Raw genomic sequence first — 12,679 nt, 5'->3', positions numbered from 1 at the left:
GTTGTCCTGTGTTCCTGAGCCCCTCGATGAGTGTCCGGTCGTCCCGCAATTCCACTCCCAGACTCGAGCTGTGTCACATCACCAAACGCTACCCCGGAGTGGTTGCGAACGATGATGTGAGCCTGGTCGTGCAACCTGGCGAGATCCATGCCGTGCTCGGCGAGAACGGTGCGGGCAAGAGCACCCTGATGAAGATCATCTACGGCGCCGTGCATGCGGACGCCGGCCAGATCATGTGGAACGGACGCGAGGTCAGCATTGCCAACCCGGCGGCCGCACGCCATCTCGGTATCGGGATGGTGTTCCAGCACTTCCAGCTCTTCGAAACGCTGACGGTGGTGGAGAACATCGCCCTGGCACTCGAAGGCGAGTTCGATCTCAAGACCCTCGCCAGCCGCGTCACCAGCGTGTCGGAGAAATACGGCTTGACGCTGGATCCGCAGCGCATGGTGCACAGCCTGTCGGTGGGGGAGCGCCAGCGCGTCGAGATCGTGCGCTGCCTGCTGCAGAACCCCCAGTTGCTGATTCTGGATGAACCCACCTCCGTGCTGACGCCGCAAGCCGTGCGCCGCCTCTTCGAGACGCTTCGCCAGCTCGCCAGCGAAGGGGTGAGCATTCTCTACATCAGCCACAAGCTCAATGAAATCCAGGACCTCTGCCATCACGCCACCGTGATGCAGGGCGGCCGTGTCACCGGTGAGACCGATCCGCGCAACGAAACGTCCGCTTCGCTGGCCCGCATGATGATCGGCCGCGAGCTGCCGGTCTGCTCGGTGGAGCCCTATACCGGCGAAGTCCGGCCGGTGCTGGAGCTCAAGGGCCTGAACTATCGCAATGACGACCCTTTCGGCACCTCGCTCGAAGCCATCAACCTGACCGTCAACAGGGGGGAAGTGCTGGGCATTGCCGGTATTTCAGGCAACGGTCAGGCCGAGTTGCTGGCGGCGCTTTCCGGCGAGCTCTTGGTCGACAGTGCCAGCGTACTGATCGAAGGCGCACAGGTCGGCCATCTGCATGCCGGGCAGCGGCGCGACCTGGGTCTGGCCTTCGTGCCGGAAGAGCGTCTGGGGCGCGGTGCAGTGCCCGCCATGAGTCTGGCCGAGAACTTCATGCTGACCGCTCATCGCGATCCGCAGTTGCGCCGTCACGGTCTCCTCAGTTTTGCCCGGGCGCGCGAATTGGCCGCGCGTTGCATCGAGCGTTTCGACGTGCGCTGCAATGGCGTCAAGGCCGCGGCGCGCAGTCTTTCCGGTGGCAACCTGCAGAAGTTCATCGTGGGGCGCGAAATCATGCAGGCGCCGCGGCTGATGATCGTTGCCCAGCCGACCTGGGGTGTCGACGTGGGGGCTGCAGCCTTCCTGCGCCAGACCCTGCTGGACCTCTCCCGCAGCGGCGTGGCCGTGCTGGTGATTTCCGAAGAGCTGGAAGAACTTTTTGAAATTTCCGACCGTATTGCCGTGCTGGCGGGTGGAAAGCTTTCGCAACCCGTTCCGATCGAAGAGACGGACGCCGAACGGATCGGCCTGCTGATGTCGGGCGTTCAAGCACAGGCAGCCTGAAACCATGCAACTTCTCGAAACACGCCCGAATCCTTCCCGCGTCATGCGCTGGGCCGCACCGGCGCTTGCCATCCTGCTGACCCTGCTGGCGGCGGCGCTGATCTTTGCGATGCTGGGCAAGCCGCCGCTCAATGCCTTTCATGTGTTCTTCATCGAGCCGCTCGAAACGGCCAATGGCTGGAGCGAGCTTGCGCTCAAGGCGGCACCGCTGATCCTGATCGCCCAAGGGCTGGCGCTGGGGTTCCGGGCGCGCGTCTACAACATCGGCGCCGAGGGGCAGCTGCTGATGGGCGCCGTCTTTGCCAGTGGTGTTGCGATCTGGACGGATGGCATCGAATCGGCCTGGATCCTGCCCGCCATGGTGATTGCCGGCGCGGTGGGCGGGGGCCTGTGGGGCGCCTTGCCTGCCCTGCTGCGCACGCGCTTCCGCGCCCAGGAAACGCTCACCACCCTGATGCTGACCTATGTGGCGACCTACTTCCTGTCCTGGCTGGTCAGTGGCCCGTGGCGGGACCCGGGTGGCTCGAACTTTCCGCAGTCCATCCTGTTTTCCGATTCGGCGATGTTCGCGCCGATTTTCGAGGGGCTGCGCATCAACAGTTCGATCTGGATTACGGTCGTGGCCGTGCCCTTGTTCTGGCTCTTCGTGAGCCGCAGCTTTGCGGCCTACCAGATCGCTGTGGGGGGCGAAGCCGCTGCCGCGGCGCGCTACGCCGGTTTCTCTGCCGAGCGCACGGTGTGGCTGAGCCTGGTGGTGTCGGGCGCGGCGGCCGGCATCGCGGGGGCGGCCGAGGCCGCCGGTCCCGTCGGACAGCTCACGCTGTCGCTCTCGCCCGGCTACGGTTATGCCGCCATCATCGTGGCATGGGTTGGCCGGCTCCATCCGGTCGGCATCGTGCTGGCAGGCCTGCTGATGGCGCTGATCTATCTCGGGGGCGAATCCGCGCAGGTTTCGATGCAGTTGCCGGCGGCGATCAGCTGGCTGTTCCAGGGCATGCTGCTGTTCTTCCTGCTCGGCGCCGATACTTTTGTGGATTACCGGCTCAAGCGCCGGCGAGTTGAAACCGCTGCCGCGCGCGGCGCGAACGGAGCCTGAACCGTGATTGAACATCTGATTCCGATTCTGGCCGTGACGCTCGCGGCGGCGACGCCGCTCGTTTTTGCCGGGCTGGGCGAACTGGTGACCGAAAAGAGCGGTGTCATCAATCTGGGCGTTGAAGGCATGATGCTGATCGGTGCGGTGGCCGGCTTTGCCGGTGCCCTGCAGTGGGGCGTGTTCGGCGGCCTCATCTGTGGCGCGCTGGGCGGCATGCTGGCCTCGCTGCCCTTTGCGTTCCTGACGCTTTCGCTGGGCACCAACCAGTCGGCGACCGGTCTGGCGCTGACCATCTTCGGGATTGGCCTGTCTGCCTTCATCGGGCAGTTCTTTGTCAGTCAGGGCCTGCCGGGCCTGCAGCCGCTGCGGATTCCGCTGCTTGCTTCCATCCCGTTTCTCGGGCCGATCCTGTTCACCCAGACTTTTGTGGTCTACCTCTCCTGGCTGGCGTTTGCGATCGTGGCCTGGGTGCTGGCCCGGACACGCTGGGGCCTGATTCTGCGTGCCGTGGGCGAGAGCCCGGATGCCGCTCATGCGATCGGCTATCCGGTGATCCGCATCCGCTACTTGGCCACGCTTTTCGGTGGTGCGATGTCCGGCATCGGCGGTGCTTACCTGTCTACGGTCTACACGCCGCTCTGGGTGCAGAACATGACCGCAGGACGCGGCTGGATCGCGGTGGCGCTGGTGGTGTTCGCCACCTGGAAGCCGGGTCGCCTGATGTTCGGCGCCTATCTTTTCGGCGGCATGACCATCCTTCAGCTGCATGCGCAAGGCCTCGGAATTGCCTTGCCCTCGCAATTGCTGGCGGCCGTGCCCTATGTCGCCACCATTCTGGTGCTCGTGCTGATCTCGCGCGACCGCAAACTGCTGCAGCAGAACCTGCCCGCATCGCTGGGCAAGCCCTTCATCAGCAACTGATTCTGGCTATCTTTCCATGCACGCCTGAGGTCCGGGCGTGCGTGCTCACGCCCGCAAGCAGGAGTTTTCCGTGAATCCGACCCCCGACGCCATTCTTGTTCGCGCCTCGATCCTTCACTTTCTCGCTGACCCGGGTGAGCAGGGCGATGCCTCTGCCTGGGCCCACTTTCCGGATGGCGCGCTTTTCATTCAGTCCGGGCGGGTGCAGAAGTGCGGCGACTGGCGCACGGTGCTGGAAGCCTTGCCGACCCTGACCAGGGATTCGGCGCGCTATTTCGATTACCGCGGCAAGCTGCTGATGCCCGGCTTTGTCGACACCCATGTGCATTACCCGCAACTGCGCGTGATGGGTTCCTGGGGGCGACAGCTGCTGGACTGGCTCAACGATTACACCTTTCCTGCCGAGAAGTCCCTCGCGGACATCGAGGTCGCCCGGAAAACCGCGAGCTTCTTCCTGGATCGCCTGCTGGCTCATGGCACGACGACGGCGTCCGTGTTCGCTACGGTTCATCCGCATTCGGTCGACGTGTTCTTCGAAGAAGCGCAGAAGCGCAATCTGCGCATGCTCTGCGGCAAGGTCATGATGGACCGCAACTGTCCGCCGGACCTGCGCGATACGGCCGAAGACTCCCTGCGTGACGGCCATGCCCTCATTGAGCGCTGGCACGGCAAGGGGCGCTTGGGCTACAGCGTCACGCCGCGCTTTGCGCCGACCTCCACCTCCGGCCAGCTCCAGGCTGCGGCCGAACTGTTTCGCTCACGCCCGGGCATGCACCTGCAGTCCCACTTGTCCGAGAATCATGGCGAAATGGCCTGGGTCAGGGAGCTTTTTCCTGATTGCCGCGATTATCTGGATGTTTATGAATCTCACGGCCTCGTCGGGCGCGGTGCCATTTATGGTCATGGCATTCACCTGAGTCCTGCCGAGATGGCTCGTCTCGCCGAAAGTGAAACCGCCATCGCGTTCTGTCCGACTTCGAACCTCTTTCTTGGCAGCGGTTTCTGCGCGCATGCCGATCTCATGCGGGCGGGCGTGTCGCTGGGGCTTGCGACGGATGTGGGGGGCGGCAGCAGCCTGTCGATGCTGCGCACGATGGCGGCGGCTTATGAGGTAGGGCAGGCGGGCGGGCAGACGCTGTCTGCCTGGCGCGCCTGGTATATGGCGACGCTCGGCGCGGCCAGAGCGCTTGCACTCGATGAGCATATCGGCAGCTTCCTGCCGGGGCGGGAAGCGGATTTCGTGGTGCTCGATCCGCAGGCGATCCCCGAGCTGGCTTACCGGACAGGCTTCGCTGAATCACTGGAAGAACAGCTCTTTGCGCTGATGATGCTGGGTGACGACCGTTGCATTGCGGCGACCCATATCATGGGTGAGCGGGTCTGGCAGAGCGGCACTCACCGTTCGGATCCGCTGGCGGCACCGGCAGTCCGTTGAAGGTTCCCCTTCATGGCAGGGCTCTCTATGATCCTTGCCATGACAAACCGCACACACCGTTTCACGCGAAATCGCGTACAAAACACACAAAGCAAAAAGCCAGCATTTCTGCTGGCTTTCTGGAATTTGGCTCCCCGACCTGGGCTCGAACCAGGGACCTACGGATTAACAGTCCGGCGCTCTACCGACTGAGCTATCGGGGAATCGAGAGGACGAATAATAGACACACCCGAAGGGAGTGTCAAGCAATTCCGCGAAAAATTTGTGATGAATGATGGAGGCAGATAAGCTTGCTGCACTGCCGACCGTCTCTGGAGAACCCTGTGACTGCCCGACAAATCCTGCTGCGAACCCTTGCTCTTACCTTCAAGACCATCGTCTGCCTCAAGCTGGCGCTGGCCCTGCCTTTTGCACTGGCTCAGGAAAAGAACACCTGGCTGGGGCTGCCTGTCGAGTTCGGGAAGCAGTCTTATGCTTTCAAGAGTGGTCCGGCCATCGAACTCGAGAAGCCCCGGATCATGACTACCACGCCAGTCGAGTTCAATCGCGCCTGGCTGGTACCTGACTGGGCGGACTGGATCACCCATTTCACGACCCGCAAGGTTCGCGTGATCGCGGGTGACATCGTGGCGCGGCCGAGTTCGCTGGCCCGCCTGGGCTTTGTGGATGGCCCTTCTACCAAAATCGTGACTCGGCTGGAGTTTTCCTCGCTCAAGCTGTTGTTTGGTGACACGCCGCTGACGCTGCCTGAAGGCGAAATGCAGTTTGCGCCCGATGGCGCGCTGGCACGGGTTCGCGTGAATTTCGAGGGCGGAGCCACGCTCGAACTGACGCCGCGTGAAGGCGGGCGCCTGGGGATTCTGGTCCAGACCGGAACCTTCAAGACGCCGGTGCTCGATGCCTTCCGGTTTGACAGCGTGGTGGCCCAGGGCGAGATGGCGGATGACCAACTGGTGCTGGACCGTATCGGAACCAGCGGAGATGGCGGCTCTCTGAGCGGGGTGATCAAGCTGGTGTCTGCCGGCAAGTTCCTGCTCGAAGGGGACCTCAGGATGGAGGGCATTCGTGTGAAGAGCGTGCTCGAGCGGCTCTATCCGCGTGCGGTGGTCGACGGCGTGCTCAGTGGCAACTTCAAGATCAATACCTCGGCGGACAGCTTTGCCGATCTTGGCAAGACGGTCGCTGTGGAAGGCTCTTACGTGCTCAAGTCCGGCAGCCTGGATCGCTTCGGTCTGCTTGAGGGCATGCGTCGCAGCGGTTCCGGCGTGGCTGGCGGCGGTCTGGTGCGTTTCGACCAGATCTCGGGCAAATTCAGTGGCCGGACTGGCGCACCGGCGCAGGCCAGCTTTGTGGATCTGGTGTCCGGTGCCCTGCGCGGCGGCGCCAGCTTCACGGTTGATAACGGTGGTGCCCTGCGCGGTTCGGTTCGCGGTACGCTTAGCCTCCCGGGCGGGGAAATGATCAACCGCAGCTTCACGCTGTCGGGCAAGGCTGACGCGCCGACGCTGATCGCTCCCTGAGCCTGTCTGACTTGATCGCGGACAGCCTGCTTCGGCAGGCTGTTTGCATTTTGCGAAGCGGAAAAAGACGTGCCAGTACCTGCCAAAGAAGCCGAATTCCTTGTGGCCTGCCTGTGTGCGGCCTGGTGCGGAACCTGTCGTGAATACGCGCCCGGTTTCGAGGCACTGAAAGATCGCTTTCCTGATGCCGGTTTTGTCTGGGTCGACGTCGAGGATGAGTCGGACATCGCAGGTGATGTGGATGTGGAGAATTTCCCGACCGTCGTCATCCAGCGAGGCCACGATGTGTTGTTCTGCGGCCCGATGCTGCCGCAGGCCAGGCTGCTGGAGCGCCTGCTCGAAACCCTTCTGACGCAGACGGCGGACGAGTCCGCTGCCTACGCTCGGGGGACGGCCGAGCGGCTCGCTTGGCAGGGGCTCGCGGACATCCGGAGCCGTCTCGGCTGAGCCGGATCCGCGACGCACAAAAAAAGAAAGGGCCCATGGGGCCCTTTCTGTCGAGATGCGTCCGGCGAGTCTTCAGAACACCGGATGCGAGTTGATGACCGATGGCAACCAGGTCGAGAACGACGGGACGTATGTCACGAGCTGGATCGCTGTCCAGATCGCGAGGTAGTACGGCCAGACGGTCTTCATGACCTTGCCGATCGGTACTTCGCCGATGGCGCAGCCGACGAACTGCACGGTGCCGACGGGAGGGTGCACCAGGCCGAGAGCGCAGTTGAGCAGCAGCATCACGCCGAACTGAACCGGGCCGACGCCCATCTTGATCGCCAGCGGCAGGAACAGCGGTGCCGTGATCAGGATGTGGGCAGCCATGTCGAGGAAGATGCCGAGGAAGACCTGGATGATGTTGATGTACAGCAGCATCAGCCACGGGGTGGTGGTGGTGGCCAGCAGTGCGTCCGACATGGCTTCTGGGATTTCCAGCCAGGTCATCTGGAAGCGCAGCATGTTCGACACGCCGATCAGCAGCAGGATCACGCCAGTGGTTTTCGCGGCGCGGGCCAGGGCCTTGAGCAGCTTTTCCCTGGTGAGCGTGCGGTAGATCACGCCGGTCAGCAGCAGCGAGTAGGTCACGGCAATTGCGGCGGATTCGGTGGCGGTAGCAATCCCCTTCATCACCGAGACGAGGATGATGGCGACCACCATCAGGCCCGGAATCGCTTGCAGGAAGGACTTGCCGACCACGCCCCAGCCCGGGAAGGGCTTCACCATCGACACGCCATCGGCGCTCTTCGGGAAGCCGAACTTCACGGCCTGGTAGTAGGCGGCTGCGAGACAGCAGGTCATGATCCAGAAGCAGGGAATCAGGCCGGAGAACATCAGGTCGCCGATCGACACGCCCTTGATCACGTTGTCGCCGATCATGCCGGAAGCGGTGGCTGCGGCGAAGGCGTAGATGATCATGTTGTGCGAGGTCGGCATCAGTGCGCCGGAGAGCGAGGCGTGCGTGGTCACGTTGACCGCGTAATCCGCGCTGTAGCCTTCCTTCTTCATGATCGGGATCAGCACGCCGCCCATCGCGGAGGTGTCCGCCACCGGGGAGCCGGAGACGCCGCCGAACATGGTGCAGGCAAAGACGTTTGCCAGGCCCAGACCGCCACGCCAGTGGCCGACGAGGTTGCGCGCGAAGTTGACGATCTTGTCGGCAATACCGCCGTGCAGCATCAGCTCACCGGAGAAGATGAAGAAGGGGATCGCCAGGAAGGAGAAGATGTTCATCCCCGAGATCATCGTCTGGAAGGCGCCGGCAGCCGTCGTCATGACGGCGTCACCAAAGGTCTGGTGCAGCATGAACGCCTTTTCGGCGCCTTCGACGCCGTAGGCCAGCAGACAGCTCATGCCGATGGCAAAGGCCACCGGCACGCCCAGCAGGATGAAGACAACAAAACTGAGGCAGAGAAGGGTCAGTGCCATGATGCAACCACCTTTTCATTCTTGAACATGGCGATCAGATGTTCGATCGAGAACAGCAGGATGAGGACGCCCGCGATGATGGGAGGGATGTAACGCCATGCCTCGGAGATGCCCAGCGTCGGGATCGAGTGTTCGTAGGTTTCGGTGACCATGACCGAGCAGCCGATCAGCAGGCACAGTGCGAACAGCCCGGTCAGGGAGCCGGCGCAGACGCCGACCCAGAAGCGGGGCTTTTCAGGCAGCAGGCCGACGAGCGAATCCACGCCGATGTGGCCGGCATCGCGTACGCCGGCGGATGCGCCGAACATGGCGACGGAAATGCTCAGAAGAAGGGCGACTTCCTCCATGAACGGAGGGGCTTCATGGAAGCCGTAGCGCATGATGACGCCATAGTCGACGTTGATGACCAGGCCGATGATGCAGGCGCTGGCGATCCACATCGCCCAGCGCGACAGCCTGGAATTAACAGCGGTAAGCCATTGCATTGAGATACTCCTGAAAAAACCCGTGGCGCGGTGCTCCCGCCACGGGTTTTGTGCGGGGTGAAACGATTACTTGGTGTTGACGATTTCCTGGACCAGCGCCTTCAGTTCGGGCGTGGCAGCGAACTTGTCCCACACCGGCTTCTCGGCTTCGACGAAGGCTGCCTTGTTGATCTCGGCTGCCGGAACGATCTTCGCGCCACCCTTGATCACGGTTGCCTTGGATTCCTTCTCCTTGGCTTCCCACAGCTTCACGTAGTAGGGGATCGAATCCTTGGCGGCCTTGCGCAGCGCCGTCTGTTCTTCCTTGGTCAGGGTGTCCCAGACCTTCTTGGAGAACACCACCACTTCCGGCGACATCACATGCATCGTTTCGCTGTAGACCGGCGCGGATTCGTAGTGCTTGGCTTCGTCGTAGGACGGATAGTTGTTTTCGGCGGCATCCACCAGGCCGGTCTTCAGGCCGGTATAGACCTCGGCCATCGGCATCGGCGTCGGGCTGGCACCCAGCGCGCTCACCAGGCTCACCCACAGGTCAGACTGCTGCACGCGGATCTTCATGCCCTTCATGTCAGCGGGCGACTTCACCGGCTTCTTGGCATACACCGAACGTGCGCCGCTTTCGTACATGCACAGGGCGACGAAGCCGGCCTTTTCGAAGGCAGCCAGGATCTTGTCGCCGGCCGGGCCGTACATCGTCTTGCGGAAGTGTTCGATGTCACGGAACAGGAAGGGCAGCGAGGGGATCATCGACTCGGGCACGATGCCGTGGAAGGCGGCGGTGCTCACGCGGACCATGTCCAGCGCACCGATCTTCACCTGTTCGACGGTGTCCTTTTCCGAGCCCAGCATGCTGTCGCCGAACACCTTGATGCGATCCTTGCCGCCGGAAGCGGTCTTGAGCTGGTCGCCCATGAAGGCAACGGCCATGTTGGTGGGGTAATCCTTGGCGTGGACGTCTGCAGAGCGGAATTCGCGTGCATGGGCCGACAGCGCGGAGAACGAGAGCGCCGCAATGGCGACTGCGCTGGCCAGGGTCTTGATAGTTGCTTTCATGGCAGGATCCTCAAGGGTAAGAGTGAAACAGAACTTCGATGAAAGTCCGGTCCGGTTACGGCTGGGTTCCGCGGGCCGGGCCAGTGAATGGGCTTTTGCGCTATCCGGTCCCGCAGAGTTTCCGGCGTGCGTAACCCAAGTGCTGATTCATGGCTTCGATGGCAAACATCGAAGAGCGCTGGCGGATGGCTGAAAAGATTTCCAGGTGCTCCCGGAGCACCTGCGGGTGCCAGCTGCCGTGATCGGCGACGCGTTTTTCGGCGCAGGCGCGGATCATCGATTCGAGCGGTTGCCGGATCGCATGCATGGCGTCGGAGAGGTAGCCGTTGCCTGACATGCGCGAGATCGTCAGGTGGAACGCCAGGTCGGCCTCGATGAAGGCGTCGAGATCCCGGTTGCTCCACGCGGTTTCGAGGCGGTTGATCGTGCCGGCCAGTTCCGCGATGTTTTCGTCCGTGTGGTGTTCTGCCGCGAGGGCCACGCAGGCGGGTTCCACTGCCATGCGGAAGCACAGGCAGCTGCCTGCGTCGTCCTGCTGCGTCGCGCCCTCTGCGCGCTGGACGGCCTTGCGCGTGGCGTAGCTGCCGGAGCCGCGCCGTGACACGATCCGGCGTTCTTCGCGCAGTTGCTCGAGGACCTTGCGAATGGTGGGGCGCGATACCTGATATTGCCGGGCGAGTTCGGATTCGGCAGGCAGGCGGCCTTCGGGAGAGAACTGCCCGCTTTCAAGACATGCGAGCAAGCTGGCATAAACCTGCCGGCTCAGCTTGCCTCCCTTGCCCGTTGCGGGAGCTGCGCCCGTACGTGCCATGCCTTTAGTCTCCTCGTTGTTGTCTGACAATGAGCAAAATTCAAAAGTCAGACAATTGGTGTTTCTGTTTCGCCGGTATTGCGATTACCGGTCAATCCGGCGCGACTTTATGAGCCTCGGAAGGCTTGTGGTATAGGAGTAAACCCAAGCAAAACTTGAGGTTTCTACTCGGATGCTCCCAAAGTTCGCGGCCAGAAACGCCTGGAGGAGTTGTTTTTAGTTGTCAGATAAGCTGTTTTGCTTCGCCCTGAAGTCGGTTTTTACTTGTCAGGCATGAAGGCTCACAGCCGCTCAGGCGGTCAGGTGAGCTGACAAAACTTTGCGGAATCAGGCGTTTGGGGCGAGGACCGGAATGCGTCCGGCATGACGGGGGCCATCAGGCATGCCGGCGGAGGGGCGGCAGGCATCGGGCGGTACGGTGATGCCGTGGCAGAATTCTGTTCCACGGAAGGTCCGGAAAACCGCGTGATGCTTTCTTGATCTGCATCAGGTTTCCGGGAAGCGGCTGCCCGGGAGGCTGCAAAAAGAAACGCCCTGCCGGGGCAGGGCGTTTGTGGTCAGCAATGATTCATGGCCTGAGCCGGCCGAATCGACTGTCCGCGATTACTTCAGAACGGCTGCAATGGCATCGGCCACATAGTCGATGTTTTTGCTGTTAAGTGCCGCGATGCAGATGCGGCCGGTGGAGACGGCATAGACGCCAAATTCCGTCTTCATGCGCTCTACCTGCTCTGCTGACAGACCGGTGTAGGAGAACATGCCGCGCTGCTTCATGACGAAGCCGAAGTCCTGGGCCACCTTGCGCTCGGCCAGCTTTTCGACCAGCGCCTTGCGCATCTCGCGGATGCGGACGCGCATCCCGGCCAGCTCGTCTTCCCATTGCTGGCGCAACTCGGCCGAGGCGAGTACCGCAGCCACCACCGCGCCACCGTGGGTCGGCGGGTTGGAATAGTTGGTACGCACGACACGCTTGACCTGGCTCATGACCCGGCCGGCTTCTTCCTTGGAAGCCGTCACGATCGTCAGCGCGCCGACGCGTTCGCCATACAGCGAGAAGGACTTCGAGAAGGAGCTGGAGATGAAGAACTGCAGGCCGGACTTCGAGAAGGCGCGCACGGCCACGGCATCGGCATCGATGCCCTCGGCAAAGCCCTGGTAGGCCATGTCGAGGAAGGGGACCAGACCACGGGCCTGGCAGACCGCGACGATCTCCTCCCACTGAGCGTCGGTCATGTCGGCGCCGGTCGGGTTGTGGCAGCAGGCGTGCAGCACGATGATCGAACCGGCGGGCAGGGATGCCAGGCAGGCCTTCATGCCGGCAAAGTTCACGCCGCGGGTGGCTGCGTCGTAGTAGGGGTAGTTCTCGACCGTGAAGCCGGCAGATTCGAACAGGGCGCGATGGTTCTCCCAGGACGGGTCGGAGATATAGACCTTCGCCGCCGGGTTCAGGCGCTTAAGGTAGTCGGCGCCCACTTTCAGTGCACCAGTGCCGCCGAGGGCCTCGATGGTGATCGTCTTGCCTTCGCTGATCAGGGCGGAGTCCTTGCCGAAGAGCAGTTCGGCCACGGCCTTGTTGTAGGCGGCCAGACCTTCGATCGGCTGGTAGCCGCGGGCCGGCGCAGCTTCGAGACGGGCTTTCTCAGCCGCCTTGACGGCGCCCAGCAGCGGAATCTTGCCTTCGTCGGTGAAGTACACGCCCACGCCGAGATTGACCTTGGTGCTGCGGCTGTCCGCGTTGAAGGCTTCGTTCAGGCCCAGGATGGGGTCGCGGGGTGCCATTTCAACGGCGGCAAAGATCGAGGAACTCATGGAATCTCCAGCTTCAAAAGAAAGTGGCCGGCAGGTTCGCGCCGGCGGGCGAATTGCGGAATAATCAACG

The 12,679-nt window shown here is 62.6% G+C and carries 11 protein-coding genes and 1 tRNA gene; 6 read left to right on the top strand and 6 right to left on the bottom strand.

Annotated features, from left to right (window positions below):
- Positions 1-26: 26 nt before the first annotated feature.
- The 4 genes from ABDB87_RS02625 (at position 27) to guaD (ending at position 5,011) form a co-directional block, all read left to right on the top strand.
- Positions 27-1,559 (top strand): ABC transporter ATP-binding protein, encoded by a 1,533-nt coding sequence (locus ABDB87_RS02625; RefSeq protein ID WP_345923846.1) that lies wholly within the window; start codon positions 27-29, stop codon positions 1,557-1,559.
- 4 nt (positions 1,560-1,563) lie between these two features.
- Positions 1,564-2,655 carry an ABC transporter permease gene (locus ABDB87_RS02620; protein ID WP_345923845.1) on the top strand — a complete coding sequence of 364 codons (1,092 nt, stop codon included), beginning with the start codon at positions 1,564-1,566 and terminating at the stop codon, positions 2,653-2,655.
- A 3-nt stretch (positions 2,656-2,658) separates the two neighbouring features.
- On the top strand, positions 2,659-3,576 hold the full coding sequence (locus tag ABDB87_RS02615; RefSeq protein WP_345923843.1) for an ABC transporter permease: 918 nt from the start codon (positions 2,659-2,661) through the stop codon (positions 3,574-3,576).
- 70 nt (positions 3,577-3,646) lie between these two features.
- On the top strand, positions 3,647-5,011 hold the full coding sequence (guaD, locus tag ABDB87_RS02610; protein ID WP_345923841.1) for a guanine deaminase: 1,365 nt from the start codon (positions 3,647-3,649) through the stop codon (positions 5,009-5,011).
- Positions 5,012-5,138: 127 nt separating this feature from the next.
- Here the strand turns inward: guaD and ABDB87_RS02605 are convergent.
- Positions 5,139-5,214: transfer RNA gene (locus tag ABDB87_RS02605), tRNA-Asn, on the bottom strand.
- A gap of 120 nt (positions 5,215-5,334) precedes the next feature.
- Here ABDB87_RS02605 and ABDB87_RS02600 point away from each other — a divergent pair.
- Positions 5,335-6,531, top strand: a complete 1,197-nt coding sequence (locus ABDB87_RS02600; protein WP_345923839.1) for an AsmA family protein — start codon at positions 5,335-5,337, stop codon at positions 6,529-6,531.
- A 69-nt stretch (positions 6,532-6,600) separates the two neighbouring features.
- Complete coding sequence (locus ABDB87_RS02595; RefSeq protein ID WP_345923837.1) at positions 6,601-6,978, top strand: thioredoxin family protein; 378 nt, start codon at positions 6,601-6,603, stop codon at positions 6,976-6,978.
- A gap of 72 nt (positions 6,979-7,050) precedes the next feature.
- Here ABDB87_RS02595 and ABDB87_RS02590 read toward each other — a convergent pair whose 3' ends face one another.
- From ABDB87_RS02590 to ABDB87_RS02570, 5 genes are all read right to left on the bottom strand, one after another.
- Entirely contained in the window at positions 7,051-8,451 is a 1,401-nt protein-coding gene (locus ABDB87_RS02590) for a TRAP transporter large permease (RefSeq protein ID WP_345923836.1), read from the bottom strand.
- Positions 8,442-8,936, bottom strand: a complete 495-nt coding sequence (locus ABDB87_RS02585) for a TRAP transporter small permease (RefSeq protein WP_345923835.1) — start codon at positions 8,934-8,936, stop codon at positions 8,442-8,444. Before ABDB87_RS02585 ends, ABDB87_RS02590 begins: the two co-directional genes overlap by 10 nt.
- Before the next feature lie 66 nt (positions 8,937-9,002).
- Entirely contained in the window at positions 9,003-9,989 is a 987-nt protein-coding gene (locus ABDB87_RS02580) for a TRAP transporter substrate-binding protein (RefSeq protein ID WP_345923834.1), read from the bottom strand.
- Positions 9,990-10,089: 100 nt separating this feature from the next.
- On the bottom strand, positions 10,090-10,800 hold the full coding sequence (locus ABDB87_RS02575) for a FadR/GntR family transcriptional regulator (protein WP_345923833.1): 711 nt from the start codon (positions 10,798-10,800) through the stop codon (positions 10,090-10,092).
- Between the two features lie 603 nt (positions 10,801-11,403).
- Entirely contained in the window at positions 11,404-12,609 is a 1,206-nt protein-coding gene (locus tag ABDB87_RS02570) for an amino acid aminotransferase (protein ID WP_345923832.1), read from the bottom strand.
- Positions 12,610-12,679 lie beyond the last annotated feature (70 nt).

The organism is Uliginosibacterium paludis (assembly GCF_039631355.1).
Taxonomy (GTDB): domain Bacteria; phylum Pseudomonadota; class Gammaproteobacteria; order Burkholderiales; family Rhodocyclaceae; genus Uliginosibacterium; species Uliginosibacterium paludis.
The sequence above is the reverse complement of the archived record's forward strand: the minus strand, read 5'-3'. Positions and strand labels throughout refer to the sequence as shown.